The sequence below is a fragment of the Dyella sp. genome, from assembly GCF_036384435.1.
Lineage (GTDB): Bacteria > Pseudomonadota > Gammaproteobacteria > Xanthomonadales > Rhodanobacteraceae > GSA-30.
This window is the reverse complement of sequence record NZ_DASVMI010000070.1, coordinates 1-17,345: the sequence shown is the minus strand read 5'-3', so window position 1 is coordinate 17,345 and position 17,345 is coordinate 1. Positions and strand designations below refer to the sequence as shown.

Genomic DNA, 17,345 nt, shown 5'->3' with positions numbered 1-17,345 from the left:
CGCATCCATTGGCGCACCGTGTCCGCGCGGCGCTGAGCGAGCTGACGAAGGGCATCCTGGTCTACGGGCATGTTCGCTTCCATCAGCTTCTGCATATCAGCCGGAGGTTGTGACTTGGTCATGCCGATCAGGTTGCGTTCTTTCTTGAATTTGGCGTGCTTATAAGCTTTCTCCAGGTAACGATCATGTTGCTCCGACGTCATGGAGCTGGTGTTCGAGACGCTATCGTCATCGTCGTCGCCGGCTTCATGGCGAACCAATGCTTCGACCATCTCGTGCCGCAGACCTTTTTCGTCATAGGCGGGATCGTCGCGGCCAATGATGTCGAGGTTGAGCGAAGGCTTGTCATTGAGCAACTTGGCCACCTTATCCAGCCGCGCCGTGCTTTCTGCTGTCAGTGCGGACGAGCCAGGGGCGAATTCGATGTAGCCCAGGTCCTGGCCGCCGTTGCCGCCACCAAACGCCGATGCCAGCAATTTGAATGGCGCTGTGGCAGCCTTGGCGATCAAGTTGACGATGGCATGCCATACCAGGCCGCCGACGCTGAAGCGCGGATCGTTGAGCGAGCCTGAAACGGGAACATGTACATCGATGCGTCCCTGGGAGTCTTTCAGCAGCGCAACGGCGAGCTTCACTGGCAGGTGACTGACACCAGGTCCATCGATGCGATCGCCGAAGGTGAGCTGATCGATGAAGATGTGGTTGTCTGCCGTGAGCTTGCCCTGGTCCAGCAAATAATGAACGTCGACGTTGAGGCGTCCCTTCGTAATGGGGTATCCGGCGTATTTGCCGGAATAGGGGGACAAATGCGTGAGCTCCACGCCATCGGCCTTGGCCTTGACGTCAAGGAATGCCACGGGCGCCAATGGATTGATCGAACCTGCGATGTCGACGGGCGCGTTGTCGTCCAATTGACCATTCAAATTGAGTTCCGCCGGAGGGCCAGCGGCTTGCGTGCCGAAAGCACCTACGTTACCAGTGAGTTCGGTGATATTGGCCGTGTAGTTCGGTTTGATGAAGTTATCGGTGTAGTTGAGCTGGCCGCGGGCCAATGCAACTTTGCCGATATGTATTTCCGGGGTGGGCCCAGGCGGCGGAGCGGATGGAGAGGGCGCGGCCTGTGCCAGTGAAGTGCTGGTTGCGTGTGCGGGCTGGGCTGGTGTCGAACCGTCTTGGGCGCGCGTCACCGAGACGGGAGCAGTTTCCTCCGGGCTGGCGACTACGTCCTGCAAGTTCAGGCGCCCGGTCGCATTGACGATCAAGCGTGCGTAGAAGTCGTCCAGTGAAAGCGCGCCGATATCCATATGCGGAGCGCCATCGCCTAGGCGCAGGTTCATGCTTGACGCCGTCAGCGTGGTCCAGCGCAGGAATTCATCGTCGGTCGCCTTGTCCAGCACGCGCAGGCGCCCCAGCGTTGCCTGCCCTTGATATGCGATGCGTGCGGGCTGTCTGCCGCGATCGCTGTATCGCACATGGCCGTTGAGGCCCAATTGCGCACTGACGACACGTACGTTAAGCGGCACGCTGATCAGCGATTCGAACGGCGCGATATCCAGGCGCGTGGATTTGACGCGCAAGTCAGCGTCCAACGGCTGCGGCCGCAGGCTGCCGGTGATCGTGTAGCTGCCCTTGCCAATGGTTCCGTTGAGGTCGAGCTTGATGGGCTGGTGAAGGTTGTCCGATACCTGATCGATGCCGAACTTGCTTGCCTTGAGCACGACGTGCAGCCGTTTACCGACCATGTTGTCATCGCGGTAGTTGACCGCGGCGTCATTGACGGCGACATGCGCGATGCTCCAGCGGAATGGGCTCGTGGGGACGGTGTTGGTGCGTGGTGTCGGCTTGGGTGCTGCAACGAGGTTCATCAGGTCCAGGCGCCCATTGCGCATGCGACGCACGTCGACTTTCAGGCCATCCAGGCTCAGGCTATCCAGGCGCGCTTCACTACCTGCCATATCGAATCGACCGATGCCGGCATGCAGGCTTTTCCAGCTCAATGGCGTCGTGCGGCTATGCTTCGGGCCCAGCGCAAAATCGTTCAAGCTGACCTGTGCCGATTCGACATGTACATTGAGCGGATTCCCCCACGATGCCTGCAACGGGATCTCGGCATCGAGATATCCGTTGGCGATGTCGGCGTTGAGCAACGGCGGCATCAGGGGTACCAGTGGCACCACGGTGACACCTCGGACAGCGACCTTGCCGGTGTAGCGTTTCCCGGGGATGTCGAGCTTACCCTGGACGGCCACGCCGCCGCCGGCTAGCTGCCCTGCAAGATCGATGTTGCCGGCCGGCGCCACCGAGGTCGACAAGCCTTGCAGCGAACCGTGAAGATCGGTCAGGTTGAGTTTTATTGGAATCTTCCGGTCAAAGTCGGCGTAGTCGAGCTGTGCACCTTGCAGGTTGAGCGTATCGACACGGACCTGGGTGGGATGAGACGGCGGCGCTGTGGAGGGGTCGGGTGTAGCGAACGCGTCGATGTTGCTTCGGCCACCGGGCAGCCGTGCATAGTGCAGGGCGATGCGGTCCAGCGTGAGCGAAGTCAGTGCGTAGCGTGATACCAGGGGCTCGACGTCGCTGAGCGAGGCTTTGGCGCTCCCCAGTTCCAGCAAGGGCTGCTGCCTGTCGTCGGCCAGTTTGAGGTCATCCAGGACCAGCTGGCCGTCCAGGCGCAATTGAGGGGTGTCGCGTGCGTTGATGAAATGCAGTTGCAATTGGCCTGACAATTTTCCGCTGGACACGGTGACGGGCAGTTTGGCCGGTACATAGCCCAGGTATGGGGGCAGATCGAGGTGGTCGAACCGGAAATTCATCGCCGATTCGAGGCTGTCGGCGAAGGGCTTGGTCTGGCCATCCATGCGCAACGGGCTGCCGTCGGCACGAAAGGCCAGTAGCGGTTGCACGAACACATCGATCCGACTGGGAGTGTTGGCGATGAAAGGGATGCCTAGTTCAAGCCGATCGATGCGATGGTGCGTGCCCTGCACCTTGTCGTCGAACTGGATGTCGCCCTCATGCACGCTGATATTGGCGATGGCAAAGCGCGTGGGAGACGAAGGGGGCTCCCCGGGCCTGGCGGCGAAGCGTTCGATAACATCGCTGAAATTGAATGTCTGAGGTGCGCTGCGCGTGATGTGCAGTTGCGGGTGCTGCACCGTCAACGTATCCAGGATAGGCGCCCCTCTGAACAAGCTAGCCCACGAGGCAACGATCACGAGACTGTCAATGTCGACGAAGGGTGTCTTGTCATCGGGCTGGCCGATATGCAGCTTGTCCAGTTGCAGGCGCAGGGTATAGGGATTGAGGTGTACTTCCCCGACGGTAACCGGCCGTCCGAGTGCTGCGCTGGCGCGTCTTTGCAACTGGCTCTTGAGGATCGATGGTGCAGCCAGGAAGCCGAAGACACCAAACAGCGCGATGGCCGCAAGCGCGATCGGTAGCGCCTTGCGCAGCCGGTGCGATCCATAGAGCTTCGCCGCGTGAGCGCGGCCGGTGGCAAGGCGGGAGGTACTGGGGCGAGAAGGATTGCTCATGACAATCGGAACTCCGCTATCGCGGGCCGAAGGGATGCGGCGCTGCTGCCGCACACGTCCTGGGAACTGCCGGCCTGCCTGGGCTGAGTGTAGCTCAATGGGGCGTCGCGGAATGCTTGCGCGAGCGCAGGACGAAGGGACGAGGAGTGCTGGGTCCTGGCGCCAACATCGACTGCTTTAGGGCCATCGAACCCGTCCCCCGGCCAGTTGCGCCTCGTCCACAGCTATCGGCGTCACAAAAAAGCCACGCGAGTGCGTGGCTTCTTCGTCGAACCAGCGGACCATGTCAGTTCCAGGAACACACGACCTTACCGCAGTTGCCGGCATCCATGAGGTCGAAACCTCGCTGGAAATCGTCGATGGCGATCTGGTGGGTGAGCACCTTCTGCAATGGGAAGCCCGTGAGCACCATCTGGGTCATCTTGTACCAGGTCTCGTACATGCGGCGGCCGTAGATACCTTGCAGTGTGAGGCCTTTGAAGATCACCTTGTCCCAATCGATGCCGGCCCCCTGGGGCATGATGCCGAGCATGGCGATCTTGCCGCCGTGGTACATGCACTCAAGCATGTCATTGAAGGCGCGCGGATTGCCGCTCATTTCCAGGCCCACGTCGAAACCTTCGATGTGCAGGTCCTTGACGGTGTCGCGAAGCGAGGTCTTGGAGACGTTGACCACGCGCGTGGCGCCCATATCCGCGGCGAGTTTGAGGCGGTAGTCGTTGACGTCGGTGACCACGACGTTGCGCGCACCCACATGTTTGGCGATGCCGGCGGCGATGATGCCGATCGGACCGGCGCCGGTGATCAGCACGTCTTCACCGATCATGTCGAACTCCAATGCGCAGTGCGCGGCATTGCCGTAAGGATCGAAGAACGCCGCCAGTTCGGACGGGATCTGGTCGGGAATCGGCCACAGGTTAGACGCCGGCATCGTCATGTATTCGGCGAAGGCGCCGTTGCGGTTCACGCCAATGCCGACGGTGTTCGGGCACAGGTGCTGGCGACCTGCGCGACAGTTGCGGCAATGACCGCAGACGATGTGACCTTCGGCGGAAACGCGGTCGCCGACCTTGTAGCCGGTCACACCCGGGCCGATCTCCACGATGCGGCCGACGAATTCGTGGCCGATGGTCAGGCCAGGCTTGATGACGCGCTGGGACCATTCATCCCACTTGTAGATATGTAAGTCAGTGCCACAGATGGCGGTTTTCTCCATCTTGATCAGCACTTCGTTGGGGCCGACCTCCGGCACCGGCACTTCTTCCATCCAGATACCCTGCTCGGGATTGCGCTTGACCAGGGCTTTCATCATCTGCGGCATGTGTATGGATCCAGGCTGGCCCGTGGGGACGGGCGGGGGAAAACGTAATTATAGGCCCAGCCGGGCAGGCCCACTTATTGCGTTGCAACGTTGCTCGGAGGGGGCGGGGCGTCTATCGTCGCAGGTTGTTGCGAATCCTGCCGTGCCTTTTGAGGCTATCCCGGCAGTGACTAGCGGCACATTCGCCAACCCGTGTCCCGGATGACACTGGGTGTTACATAGTAACATTTTGCCGGTCGTAGAACGGCACAACCAAAAAGGAGTTTCCTCTTGCGTCGACTCGCCCTTACCGCGGCCATGTCCGCGGTCATCGTATCTCAGGCCCATGCCGTGGAAGGTATGTGGCAACCGGCCCAACTGCCTGCCATCGCCGCCACGCTCAAGCAGCACGGCCTGCAACTGGACCCCAAGACACTGACCGACCTGACCGCTTATCCGATGGGGGCGATCGTCAGTCTCGGCGGTTGCACAGCTTCGTTCGTATCACCGGAAGGCTTGATCGTGACCAATCATCATTGCGGTTACGGCGCACTGCAGTACAACTCCACACCGCAGAAGAACCTGATCGTCGATGGCTTCCTGGCCAAAACCAAGGCCGAGGAATTGCCCGGTTCGCCGGATATGCGCGTGTTCGTGACCGAAGAGATTCGCGACGTCACCCGGGAGATCACCGCAGGCTTGGCCAGCGATATGAGCGGCGCGGCGCGTTACAAGGCGATCGAGAAGGCGATCAAGCAGCAGGTCAAGCAGTGCGAGACAGAAGGCTATCGCTGTGACGTCTATACGTTCCATGGCGGTTACAGCTACCAGTTGATCAAGCAGTTGGAGATCAAGGACGTACGCCTGGTTTATGCGCCGCCGGAATCGATCGGCAAATTCGGCGGAGACATCGACAACTGGATGTGGCCACGGCACACCGGCGACTTCAGTTACCTGCGGGCCTATGTCTCCAAGGAAGGCAAGTCCGCCACCTATGCCAAGGACAATGTGCCTTACCACCCAAGACATGTGCTCAAGCTCAATCCCGCCGGTGTGGAGCAGGGCGATTACGTGATGGTCGTCGGGTACCCTGGTCGTACCAATCGCTATCGCCTTGCCGAGGAGGTGCGCAACGCGATCGACTGGACGTATCCCACCCAGATCAAGATCTACCAGGACACGCTGAACATCATCGATGCCGCGGCCAAGTCGCGTCCGGACGTGGGCGTGAAATACGCCAGCATGGAGGCAGGGCTCAACAACTACCTGAAGAACTTTGGAGGACAGCTCGAAGGGCTGCGTCGCGCCGAGGCGGTTGACGTCAAGCGCGCCCAGGAGGCCCAGCTCGAACAATGGTTGCATGAGCAGGGCGGCGCGGACCACGCAGCGTTGATCGACGACATCGCCGCCTTGCGCAAGGCGATCGCCGAAGAACAATCCACACGCGAACGCGATCTGGACCTCTCGCTGATCCGTCGTAGTGCGGTTTTTGGCAGCGCCCTGCGCCTGGTTCGATTGTCTCAGGAGCGCGCCAAGCCCGACCTCGAACGCGACCCCGGTTACCAACAGCGCGATGAAGTACGCATCGAGGGTGCGCTCAAGCAGATGGAGCGCCGCTACGATGCCCAGGTCGACCAGCGCATGTTGACCTATGCGCTGGCGCGTTATGTCACGTTGCCGGCCTCGCAACGCCTGCCTGCCCTCGATCATTGGCTGGGCTCGGCGAACACGGAGGCGGCGATCGGCGACAAAGTGGCCGCGCTGTACGCGGGTAGCAAGCTCGGCGATACGCAAGAACGTATGAAGTGGTTCCACGCCGATGCCAAGGCCGTCGACGCCAGCACCGACAGCATGCTGGAACTGGCGCGCGCTGTGCAGCCGCAACTCAAGCAGATCGAAGATGCCGATGATGCGCGCGCGGGGGAAATGACCAAGCTTCGCCCGCGTTACATGCAGGCGATGATTGCCTGGAAAAATGCCCAGCATTTACCTGTGTATCCTGATGCCAACAGCTCTTTGCGTGTCACCTTTGGCAATGTCCAGGGTGTGGCGCCACGCGACGGTGTGAGCTATTCGGCCTTCACTACGGTGCGAGGCATCGTCGAAAAGAATACGGGTGTGTCACCGTTCGACGCGCCCAAGGCCGAGATCGACGCGATCAAGGCAGGCCAGTTCGACGGCTATGCCTCGCCGAAGCTTGGCACGCTACCGGTCGATTTTCTTGCCGACCTCGACATTACCGGTGGCAATTCCGGATCGCCCGCGATGGATGCCAATGGCCGGCTTGTGGGCCTGGCGTTCGACGGCAACTGGGAGTCGGTTAGTGGCGACTGGCTGTTCAATCCCAGCCTCAACCGCTCGATCCAGGTGGACGTGCGCTACATGCTATGGGTCATGCACCAGCTCGATCACGCCGATAACCTGCTCGACGAAATGGGTGTTTCCGTCAAGGCGACACCATGACTTGGAGCGTATCAATCATCAAGCCTCGGCCTGATGTGTCTAGAGATGTTTCTGGGGTGCCGTGATATTGATTTGAACAACGCCTTGTCTGTTTTTCTTTCATCGGCTCCCGGCATTGCAGGGAGCCGATAAAGCATGCCATCAGGACAGGCGAACGCTGAACTCATGTGCAGTCACACCCGTGGCTGACATTTCGTCACTTATTCCGGCCTATAGCCAAGCTGGGATGCTTGCCCGGCGCTCTTGCTCGATTTGACTGTCAGGGAATGCCTGAAATCTTGGCGATATCTTCCGACAGACCGCAGGCCCTTCCGATGCCTACAGTGTGATCGCGGGCAGATGAGTAGGTTATCGACTGGTGCCCGCGTCGGACTCATGGCCAAGTGTCGAAGCGGTCACGAGTTCCTCTCATGAAAGCTGACAAGGAAGCCTGTGGTTATGAATATTCGTGGAGCCCGGCTGCTAGCGGTCGCGCTGCTAGCTGCACTCGCGACGCCAGCATTGTCCGGTGAGGCCGTGGCTGCGGATGCGTCTGATGGCCAAGCCAGAAAACCGTCCAATATGAAGAAAAAGCAGCTGGGAGATCCTCTCTTTCGTTTTCAATGGCATCTGGAAAACCGCGGGCAGCGTGTTTTTGGCGATGAGTTGCCTGTAGCCGGCGTGGATCTGAACATGGCTGATCTGCATCAGTCAGGAGTACGCGGCAAAGGCGTTATCGTCGGCGTCGTCGATGATGGACTGGAGATACGACATGAAGATCTGCAAGACAACGTGGTCTGGGGCGGGTCGAAAAATTTTGTCGATGGTTCCAACGATCCAACGCCAATCAATGGAGTGAATGGTCACGGTACCAGTGCGGCTGGCTTGATTGGCGCCGTGGGATGGAACGGGCTTGGCACGCGAGGTATCGCGCCTGAAGTGCGCTTGAAGGGATTTAACATGCTCAGTGAGGACATCGAGGGTGTTCCAAACCAGGATGAGGCCATCAGCTACGCCTGGGGCGGTGGCCGCGAAGCTGCAGACATTGGCGTGTTCAACAATAGTTGGGCCCGTTCGACTCCGTTCTACATATTGGAGTCCAGTGCAGAACTTCGCTCCTGGGTGCGTATGATGCAATCCATGCGTGATGGCAAGGGCGGTATCTACGTCAAGAGCGCAGGCAATGATTTTCGGTCGTATGCGAATGCTGCATGTCCCAACCCACTTGCCTTGCAATATCAAACTAGTTGCATTCACGCCAACGCGGATCCCCGGAACAGCCTGGAGTCTGTCATTACCGTAGCGGCAGTCCGTGCCGACGGTCGCCGCAGTTCCTATTCAAGTGCAGGATCGTCTATCTGGGTGAGCGGATTCGGTGGCGAATACGGAGTCGAACGTTCGGTGCGCGATCTGGGCGATAATTTCCCCTACGCGCCAGCAACGGTCACGACGGATCTCAGTGGTTGCCAGCGTGGTTACAACTCGCAGGCCAACATCGCGCGCAATCGATTCGATGGCGGCAGCAATCTGGATGGCACATGTAGTTACACAGCAAGCTTTAATGGTACTTCCGCGGCGGCGCCTACCGTCTCTGGCGTGGCGGCATTGATGCTGGGCGTCAATTCGTCGTTGAGCGCGCGCGATGTTAAGTACATTCTTGCCATGACGGCGCGTCCGATCGACCTTGGACAGCCGCGATCGATTTATCAGGGTGTAACCATCGATCCAGGCTGGGTGACGAATGGGGCGGGGCATCGTTTCAGCAACTGGTATGGATTCGGCTTGGTCGACGCGAAGGCGGCTGTAGACAAGGCGCGTAATTTTTCATCCCTGCCAGCGCGGCGTACCACAGGCTGGCTCAAGAGTAATGACTCGGCATCGATTATCGGCGGCATTCGCAGCAGTGCCAGCATGTCCGTCGACGTACCACGCAATCTGAAGATCGAGACCGTGCAAGTGTCCTTCAATACCACGCACAAAACACCGGGCAATCTGCGTGCCGTGCTGGTATCGCCAAGCGGGACGCGCAGTTACATCTTTACGCCGTTTTCCCATGTCAACGCTCCGGGCGGCTTTGAGGCCAAGCTGACTGCCAGCAATGCTTTCCTCGATGAGCGTTCGCGAGGTAGATGGAGTCTTGAAGTGGTGGACGTGGTTGACGCTAACAGCACCGCCACATTGGAATCGTTTGAGCTTCGCGTGCTGGGGTACCAAGGATGAATACGAATATGATCAGATTGGCATTGACCGCTTGGATGTTGGCGCCAACGCTCGCATTGGCACAGGCGGCGCCTGTCGGTACAGAGGGCACGTTCGAGGCTGGCGAGTCGGTTTTTCGTTGGATGCCACAGGCACAGATCATCAAGCAAACCGCCGAAGAGGCTGAGTTGGCGTCGCTCGATCCGGCCGGAGACGGTGCCACGCACATCGGACGTTATGCCATCATTCCGGACGGCGGCGATGCTCGCGCCCCCGGTGCGGCGATGGCCAGTCCAATGGGTAATGCTGACGGGTTGGTTGCGGCCAGGAATGAAAAAAACGGCGCGATCGTTCTGGTGCCACCTCGTCTGAAGGTGTTTGGCATTACGCCAGCCAAGGCTCAAGCCCTGGCCAGGCAGACCGGGGGCAAGGTGACGCTCGCCTCGAACCGGAGCCGCTCTGCTTATGTGCTGTTCTCCGATTTGGAGGCTGCCCGGGCAGCGATCGGTGTGTTCTCCGCCGATCCAACGGTTGAAGAGGTGTCGTTCGATGTCATTGGCGAACTGAATCGGCCGCAGTGAATACGCATATGCAGTTTCATCCTCGCGGCGAGGCACGCCGCAGGTTGCCCCCTGCGGCATGACCGAGACATCGAGTTGACAGAAGCAAGGAAGTGCCGCTCAGCGGCACTTCCTTCATGCCATCTACAGATTTTTGGCATCGGTTGTGTGGGGGGCCTGCCGCATCGTCGCGGCCTGGACGCCCCATGGCCAGTTCAGCCGACGTCGACGGTTGCGATGAACCTGCCAAGTCGAGGTTCGGCTGATCGTCTCCATCTTCGATTTGCGGCGCAAGCCATTACACTAATCCGATGTCGATCGACCGCCGTCCACTCGCCATCTTTCTGATGGGACCCACTGCCTCGGGCAAGACCGCGCTGGCTTGTCAGCTCAGCGAATGCTTTCCCGTCGATCTCGTCAGTGTGGACTCGGCCCTGGTCTATCGAGGTCTGGATATCGGCTCGGCCAAACCGGATGCGGCTACGCTTGCCCGCTATCGACATGAGCTTGTCGATATCCGCGATCCCTCGGAGCCGTATTCGGCAGCCGATTTCCAGGCGGATGCGCGAGTGGCCATGCGGTCAATTACCCAACGTGGCCGTGTGCCCTTGCTGGTCGGTGGGACGGGCCTGTATTTCCGTGCCTTGCAGCGAGGGCTTTCCGACTTGCCCGAAGCCGATCCATCCGTGCGCGCGCGGCTTACCGAGGAAGCCGGTCATGTGGGCTGGCCGGCGCTGCATCGGCGCCTGGCGGGTTTCGATTCGATCGCGGCATCGCGCATTGGTGTCAATGATGCGCAACGGATCCAGCGTGCGCTTGAGGTCATCGAACTCACCGGACGTCCTATGTCCGAGCAACAGCGCGCTGGCCGTAGCGAGGGGTTTCCCTGGCGCGTGCTCAAGCTGGCCTTACTGCCGGAAGATCGCACGCAACTACACGAACGCATCGCGCGTCGGTTCGATGCCATCGTCGCAGGGGGGCTGCTGGATGAAGTACGGAGTCTGCGAGCCCGGGGGGATCTTCACGCCGACTTGCCGGCCATCCGCGCCGTGGGCTACCGGCAGGCCTGGGAGCACCTGGATGGAGTGACCGACCGGGCCACGTTTCGTGACAAGGGCGTCTTCGCCACACGTCAACTAGCCAAGCGGCAGATCACCTGGTTGCGCGGCGAACTGGATGCCCGAGCACTCGACCCTGATCGAGCCGACCTGGACCGACGGGCCATCTCGGCCTTGGAATTATTCCTGGATGGCCCCACATAGCGTCTCACCGGGGGCTGTACCAGCCTTCCCGGGGCGGGTAAGCGCTGTCTCCGTCACATGGCGGCGTTTTCTCTTTCAAGATCAATTTAAAAGTGGTTAATATTCCTTCGCCTTGGGCCGGGACGCTGCACGCGTCTTTTATCCGGCCTGTTCGTGAGCGAGGGGAGAACAAAAAATGTCCAAAGGGCAGTCATTGCAAGATCCGTTTCTTAACGCTTTGCGCCGTGAGCGCATTCCAGTCGCCATCTACCTCGTCAACGGTATCAAGTTGCAAGGTACGATCGAGTCATTTGACCAGTTCGTGGTGCTGCTGCGTAACCAGGTGAGCCAGATGGTCTACAAGCATGCCATTTCCACCGTGGTGCCCAGCCGTAATGTTCGCGTTGGCAATGGCCACGATGGTCACGGTGACATTTCCGTTGCATCCGCCGAGGCGGAAGGTTGATTCACTCTGTTTGATCGTCAGAAGAAAGGCGAACGTGCCGTGCTCGTCCTCCCGCATTCACGCGGGGAGGGCGACGCGGTACGGCGAGCCGAAGAGTTTGCCGAGTTGGTCAAATCTGCAGGCGCCGAGGTGCTGGGCAGCATTCCCGCGCGCGTGGAAGCCCCCAATCCGCGCTACTACATAGGCTCGGGCAAGGCTGAAGAGGTTGCCGAAGCCGTGCGTGCGCTGGGGGCGGATCTGGTGCTGGTCGATCATTTGCTCAGCCCCGTCCAGGAACGCAACCTGGAGAAGCTGCTCAATATCCGCGTGGTTGATCGCGCAGGCCTGATCCTGGACATCTTTGCCCAGCGCGCCCGTTCGCACGAAGGCAAGCTGGAAGTGGAGTTGGCCCAGCTCAAGCACTTGGCCACGCGCCTGGTGCGCGGATGGACCCACCTGGACAGCCAGCGCGGCGGTGCCATCGGCAATCGCGGTCCGGGTGAAACCCAGTTGGAAACCGACCGCCGCCTGCTTGCCGAGCGAGTAAAGATGCTTACCCGGCGTCTTGAGAAGGTGCAGACCCAGCGAGGTCAGCAGCGCCGTGCGCGCCTGCGCAACACCGTGCCCAGGGTCGCCTTGGTCGGCTATACCAACGCGGGCAAATCCACTTTGTTCAATGCCCTTACCGAGGGTGAGGTCTACGCCGCAGACCAGCTGTTCGCTACGCTGGACCCGACGGTTCGCAAGCTGGAGGACCTGACCTGTGGTCCTGCTGTGCTGGCCGATACCGTCGGGTTCGTGCGCGACCTTCCGCATGACCTGGTGGCTGCGTTCCGAGGCACGCTGGCCGAGGCACGCGATGCGGACCTATTGCTGCACGTGTGCGATTCGGCTGACGAAGAACGCGAGCGCCTGCGTGATGTGGTCGATCAGGTGCTCGAAGAAATCGATGCTGGCGACCTGCCGCAGTTGCGGGTGATGAACAAGATTGATCTGGCTGGCACCGAGCCGCGCATCGACCGTAACGATGAGGGGCGCCCGACCCAGGTGTGGCTGTCTGCCGCGCAGGGGCTTGGCCTGGATCTGCTGCGCCAGGCCCTGGGCGAATTGCTCGGGGGCGATCGCGTAAGCTCGCCCTTGCGCCTGCCGCTCTCGGCCGGTCGCCTGCATGCGCGGCTGAAGGCCGCCGGCGCGATCACCTATGAAGCGGTTGACGAACATGGTTGGCAGTTGCAGATCGACGCACCGCGCAGTGTCATTGCCCCGCTCAGCGGTGGGACGGACGCCGCCTTGCTCCGCCCCTTGCTTGGCAGCCCCGACGACGAGAGCATCGGGGCATGATCCCACTCGTGGATCGTTAAGAGAAAAGCCGGTCGCCGGGCGAACTGCAAACGGAAGGGACGTTGCGTGCCGTGTCAGGCGTGGCCTGCCCCCGTCCCTCCTGATCTCTACGGTCGGCCACCGGGCGGCTCCCCTGCGATCCCCCTTTATAGCTTGGCCATCTGCTAGAATGTCCAGCGTTTTCCGGCCATTGCTGCCGGCCTCCCTGCGGCCTCAAGGAGACTGACCATGGCCTGGAACGAACCCGGCAACAACGGGCAGCGCGACCCATGGAACAAGAACAACTCGCGCCCCGGTGGCAACAAGACCGGCCTTGACGGCCTGCTGCGTCAGTGGCGCCGGCAACTGGGGCGATTTGGCGGTGGCAACACGGGCGGTATTTTCACCGCGCTGCTTGCCCTGGCCATCTTCCTGGTGCTGTTCAACAGCTACACCATCATCGATGCCCGCCAGGCGGGTGTCGTGCTGCGTTTCGGTCAGTACAGCCGCACGTTGGGTCCGGGCTTCCATTTCGTGTTTCCGCGTCCCATCGAATCGGTCACCAAGGTGGGTACCACTGAGATCCGCTCGGTTTCAGACAAGGTACGCATGCTCACCTCCGACGAGAACATCATCGCGGTGGATTTCAACGTCCAGTTCCAGGTGTCGGATGCGCGCCAGTATTTGTTCTCGCTGAGCGGCCAGCCGGAAGAAACCTTGCAACAGGCGGCCGAGGCGGCGGTGCGCACCGTGGTCGGTGCCAATGTGATGGACAACATCCTCACCAGCCAGAACGATCAGGCCGCCGTATCCGCGGCTGACCCTGCCGCTGCGTCGTCGGCAGCCGCCACGCCTTCAGCCGGCAAGGCTACGGCTGGCACGCAGAATCGCGACAGCTTGCAACAGCAGACACGCGACATCCTGCAGGCCACGCTCGATGGCTACCACGCCGGTATCACAGTGACGGATGTGAGCTTCCAGAACGTGTCCCCGCCGCAAGAAGTCAAGGACGCCTTCGACGACGTGAACGCTGCGCGTGAGGATAAACAGGCCACTGAAAACACGGCCCGTGCCTACGCCAGCAAGATCATCCCGGAGGCGCGCGGTGACGCTGCGCGCATTCTGGCGCAGGCCGAGGGCTACAGTGCCGAACGCGTGGCGCACGCCAATGGCGATGCCGCCCAGTTCAACCTGATCCTCAAGGAATACAAGGACGCGCCCGAGGTCACCCGCAAGCGGCTGTGGCTGGAGACGGTGCAAAGCGTGCTGTCGAACAATCCCAAGGTGCTCGATGGCAGTGGTGGCCGCAACGTGATCTACCTGCCACTGGATCGCATGGGCGGGCGCGATGTACCTGGCGTGGGCGCGGTGATGCAAGCCACGGATGGTAACGACAAGGAGAAGCAGCCATGAAATTCCTGACCGCGATCGTGGTCCTGCTGGCGCTGCTGCTCGGCTACAACAGCATGTATATCGTGCGCGAAGGCGAGAGTGCGCTGGTGTTGCAGTTCGGCCGCATCGTGCGCGCCGATACGGCGCCGGGGTTGCACTTCAAATTGCCGCTGGTCCAGCAGCGCATGTTGTTCGACAACCGCATCATGACGTTGGACTCGCAACCGGAGCGATACTTCACGTCCGAGAAGAAGAGCGTCAATGTCGACTTCTATGTGAAGTGGCGCATTGCCGACGTGGCGGCATATTACCGTGCGACCACCGGCTCGGAATTGCAGGCGTCCAACCGGCTTTCACCCCTGGTGAAGAACGCGCTGCGCCAGGAGTTCAACGGGCGCACGTTGCAAGAGCTGATCACGGCAGGGCGCAAGGACGTCACCGAGCGCGTTCGCAACGAGACCGATGCCGCATCCAGCAAGAACCTGGGCATTGATGTGATGGACGTGCGCATCAAGCGCATCGAACTGCCCGATGAAGTAAGCGAGTCGGTCTACAAGCGCATGCGCGCGGAGCGTTTGCAGTTGGCCAACGAACTGCGTTCCACCGGCAAACAGGCGGGCACTACCATTCAGGCCGATGCCGAGCGCCAGGTACAGGTGATCAAGGCCGAGGCCGAACGCGATGCCGCCAAGCAGCGCGGTGAGGGCGACGCCCAGGCGGCTTCGATCTACGCTCAGGCATACGGGCAAGATCCAGAGTTCTTCGCGTTCTACCGCAGCCTGTCCGCCTACCGCGATTCGTTCAAGGACGGCAAGGGCGTGCTGGTGCTCAAGCCTGATTCGGAGTTCCTGCGTTACTTCAACGATGGCGCCGCCAAGCGCTGATATCTCCTGTCCATGTCGCATGACCTCGCCGCCGCGCTATGCCTGGTGCTCGTGATCGAGGGGCTGGTGCTGTTGGCGGTGCCCAGTGGCTGGCAGGCAATGATGCGCGAGGCACTGAAGGTGGCGCCCGCGCGTCTGAGAATATTTGGTGCGGTAGCCGTCGCGGCTGGGCTGGTATTCCTGCAGTTCGCGCGCTGACCGTCACTTTTCAGGCATTTGTTTTCACTATCCTTGGGGCTTGCGTGCCCCTGCCAATCGAGCGAGAAGATCATGGGTAAGTCAGTCGTTATCCTTGGAGCCCAGTGGGGCGACGAAGGCAAAGGCAAGATCGTCGACCTGCTGACCGAGCGCGTCGGTGCCGTCGCGCGTTTCCAGGGCGGCCACAATGCTGGCCACACCCTGGTGATCAAGGGCAAGAAGACCGTCCTTCACCTCATTCCGTCGGGCATCCTGCGCGACGACGCGCTGTGCTTGATCGGTAATGGCGTGGTGCTGTCGCCAGCAGCGCTGAAGCAGGAGATCGAGGAACTGGAAGCCCAGGGCGTCAATGTGCGTCCGCGTCTGAAAATCAGCCCGGCCACGCCGCTGATCATGCCGTACCACATCGCCGTCGATAAGGCGCGCGAAGCTGCCGCTGGCGGCAAGGCGATCGGCACGACTGGACGCGGCATCGGGCCGGCCTATGAGGACAAGGTTGCTCGGCGCGGCGTGCGCGTGGCCGATCTGATGTACCCGCATGAACTGCCAGGCCAGCTCGAGGCCGTCGTCGAATATCACAACTTCGTGCTGACCCAGTGGTTGAAGGCCGAGCCGGTTGATTATCAGCAGGTGCTCGATGAGGCCCTGAGTTGGGGCGAGTTCCTCAAGCCGATGGTCGACGACGTCGCCACCATCCTGCATGACGTGCGTCGCGAGGGTGGCAACATCCTGTTCGAGGGCGCGCAGGGGGCGCTGCTGGATATCGATCATGGCACCTATCCTTACGTGACCTCGTCTAACACCACGGTGGGCGGAGCGCTTGCAGGTACCGGTGTGGGTGCTGGCGACATCGACTACGTGCTGGGTATTTGCAAGGCGTATGCGACGCGTGTCGGTGGTGGTCCGTTCCCGACCGAGCTGAATGACGAGATGGGCGAGCGCCTGCGCAAGATCGGCAATGAGTTCGGCGCCAGCACGGGTCGTCCCCGTCGCTGTGGCTGGATCGATCTGGTCGCGCTCAAGCGCGCCGTGCAGATCAACGGTATCAACGGCCTGGCCATCACCAAGCTGGACGTGCTCGATGGCCTGCCGACGATCAAAGTCTGCATTGCCTATGAATATCGCGGCAAGCGTCGCGAGCTGGCGCCGCTCGATGCCGACGGTTGGGCCGAATGCAAGCCGGTATACCTGGAATTCCCGGGTTGGGAAGAGTCCACCGCAGGCATCCGTGACTGGAACAAGCTTCCGCCTGCCGCGCGCGCGTATCTGCGTGCTGTCGAAGAACTTTCCGGCTGCCGCCTGGCGCTGGTTGCCACGGGTGCTGATCGCGAAGACACCATCGTGCTGGATGACCCGTTCGCGTGATCGTCGATTGAGTCTATGGCAAGCAAAAAAAGGCCCGCGAGGGCCTTTTTTGCTCCTGGCCTGCTGCGGCAGGATGCCAGCCATGATTCAAGTCATTGCCAGATGTGCCGAACTAGTCGATTACCCCACATCGGAAGGAACCGCCATGTCTCTGACTATCACCCCGTCTGGTGTCGACGGAGTCTCCCTGTCGTCGCAGGCGGCAGCTCTCAGGCAGGCCTCGCTCAACCAGGCAAGCCCCCGGCAAACAGCCACGGTCACCATGACGCAGGTTCCAGCCACGGTCGCACCGGACCCGGCAGCGATGAAAGCCTTGGGGCTTGCTGGCAAACTACAAGGTGATCTCACCGGCGTCTCCAATGCCCTGGTTTCAAGCATGCGTGAGATCATCGAGCAGCGCCCGGATCTTGCCACTGCGTCATTTGATTTTCGCGCGGACAATGGCGGCATCGCGATCGTTTCCAAC

Annotated in this window: 13 protein-coding genes; 11 read left to right on the top strand and 2 right to left on the bottom strand. The window is 60.8% G+C overall.

The window, feature by feature from the left end:
- Both VF436_RS06315 and tdh read right to left on the bottom strand, forming a co-directional pair.
- On the bottom strand, positions 1 to 3,533 hold a 3,533-nt coding region (locus tag VF436_RS06315), incomplete at its 3' end, for a DUF748 domain-containing protein (protein ID WP_330903154.1).
- A 286-nt stretch (positions 3,534 to 3,819) separates the two neighbouring features.
- A complete protein-coding gene (tdh, locus tag VF436_RS06310; RefSeq protein ID WP_330903157.1) occupies positions 3,820 to 4,842 on the bottom strand; it encodes an L-threonine 3-dehydrogenase in 1,023 nt (340 codons plus the stop codon).
- A 282-nt stretch (positions 4,843 to 5,124) separates the two neighbouring features.
- Here tdh and VF436_RS06305 point away from each other — a divergent pair, with 282 nt between their 5' ends.
- From VF436_RS06305 to VF436_RS06255, 11 genes are all read left to right on the top strand, one after another.
- Positions 5,125 to 7,296 carry a S46 family peptidase gene (locus tag VF436_RS06305; RefSeq protein WP_349256705.1) on the top strand — a complete coding sequence of 724 codons (2,172 nt, stop codon included), beginning with the start codon at positions 5,125 to 5,127 and terminating at the stop codon, positions 7,294 to 7,296.
- A gap of 438 nt (positions 7,297 to 7,734) precedes the next feature.
- Positions 7,735 to 9,495: a S8 family peptidase gene (locus tag VF436_RS06300; protein WP_330903153.1), complete on the top strand. Its 1,761-nt coding sequence runs from the start codon at positions 7,735 to 7,737 to the stop codon at positions 9,493 to 9,495.
- A gap of 122 nt (positions 9,496 to 9,617) precedes the next feature.
- Positions 9,618 to 10,055, top strand: coding sequence for a hypothetical protein (locus VF436_RS06295; protein WP_330903152.1), 438 nt, complete (start codon positions 9,618 to 9,620; stop codon positions 10,053 to 10,055).
- Between the two features lie 290 nt (positions 10,056 to 10,345).
- Positions 10,346 to 11,296, top strand: a complete 951-nt coding sequence (miaA, locus tag VF436_RS06290) for a tRNA (adenosine(37)-N6)-dimethylallyltransferase MiaA (protein WP_330903151.1) — start codon at positions 10,346 to 10,348, stop codon at positions 11,294 to 11,296.
- A 175-nt stretch (positions 11,297 to 11,471) separates the two neighbouring features.
- On the top strand, positions 11,472 to 11,741 hold the full coding sequence (gene hfq, locus VF436_RS06285; RefSeq protein WP_330903150.1) for an RNA chaperone Hfq: 270 nt from the start codon (positions 11,472 to 11,474) through the stop codon (positions 11,739 to 11,741).
- A 6-nt stretch (positions 11,742 to 11,747) separates the two neighbouring features.
- Positions 11,748 to 13,061, top strand: a complete 1,314-nt coding sequence (gene hflX, locus VF436_RS06280) for a ribosome rescue GTPase HflX (protein WP_330903155.1) — start codon at positions 11,748 to 11,750, stop codon at positions 13,059 to 13,061.
- A 228-nt stretch (positions 13,062 to 13,289) separates the two neighbouring features.
- Complete coding sequence (hflK, locus tag VF436_RS06275; protein WP_330903149.1) at positions 13,290 to 14,453, top strand: FtsH protease activity modulator HflK; 1,164 nt, start codon at positions 13,290 to 13,292, stop codon at positions 14,451 to 14,453.
- Positions 14,450 to 15,316 carry a protease modulator HflC gene (gene hflC, locus VF436_RS06270; RefSeq protein WP_330903148.1) on the top strand — a complete coding sequence of 289 codons (867 nt, stop codon included), beginning with the start codon at positions 14,450 to 14,452 and terminating at the stop codon, positions 15,314 to 15,316. Before hflK ends, hflC begins: the two co-directional genes overlap by 4 nt.
- A gap of 12 nt (positions 15,317 to 15,328) precedes the next feature.
- Positions 15,329 to 15,514, top strand: a complete 186-nt coding sequence (locus tag VF436_RS06265) for a DUF2065 domain-containing protein (protein ID WP_330903147.1) — start codon at positions 15,329 to 15,331, stop codon at positions 15,512 to 15,514.
- 72 nt (positions 15,515 to 15,586) lie between these two features.
- The gene (locus VF436_RS06260) at positions 15,587 to 16,879 is read left to right on the top strand and encodes an adenylosuccinate synthase (protein WP_330903146.1); all 1,293 of its coding nucleotides are present in this window, start codon (positions 15,587 to 15,589) and stop codon (positions 16,877 to 16,879) included.
- Between the two features lie 145 nt (positions 16,880 to 17,024).
- Positions 17,025 to 17,345: hypothetical protein (locus tag VF436_RS06255; protein ID WP_330903145.1), on the top strand; the 321-nt coding region annotated here is incomplete at its 3' end.

What these genes read in the sequence shown, in the direction of transcription:
- VF436_RS06265 (WP_330903147.1), top strand. Translation starts at nt 15,329, where the DNA reads ATGTCGCATGACCTCGCCGCCGCGCTATGCCTGGTGCTCGTGATCGAG.
- VF436_RS06260 (WP_330903146.1), top strand. Translation starts at nt 15,587, where the DNA reads ATGGGTAAGTCAGTCGTTATCCTTGGAGCCCAGTGGGGCGACGAAGGC.
- VF436_RS06295 (WP_330903152.1), top strand. Translation starts at nt 9,618, where the DNA reads ATGCCACAGGCACAGATCATCAAGCAAACCGCCGAAGAGGCTGAGTTG.
- VF436_RS06300 (WP_330903153.1), top strand. Translation starts at nt 7,735, where the DNA reads ATGAATATTCGTGGAGCCCGGCTGCTAGCGGTCGCGCTGCTAGCTGCA.
- hfq (WP_330903150.1), top strand. Translation starts at nt 11,472, where the DNA reads ATGTCCAAAGGGCAGTCATTGCAAGATCCGTTTCTTAACGCTTTGCGC.
- hflC (WP_330903148.1), top strand. Translation starts at nt 14,450, where the DNA reads ATGAAATTCCTGACCGCGATCGTGGTCCTGCTGGCGCTGCTGCTCGGC.
- miaA (WP_330903151.1), top strand. Translation starts at nt 10,346, where the DNA reads ATGTCGATCGACCGCCGTCCACTCGCCATCTTTCTGATGGGACCCACT.
- tdh (WP_330903157.1), bottom strand. Translation starts at nt 4,842, where the DNA reads ATGAAAGCCCTGGTCAAGCGCAATCCCGAGCAGGGTATCTGGATGGAA.
- hflK (WP_330903149.1), top strand. Translation starts at nt 13,290, where the DNA reads ATGGCCTGGAACGAACCCGGCAACAACGGGCAGCGCGACCCATGGAAC.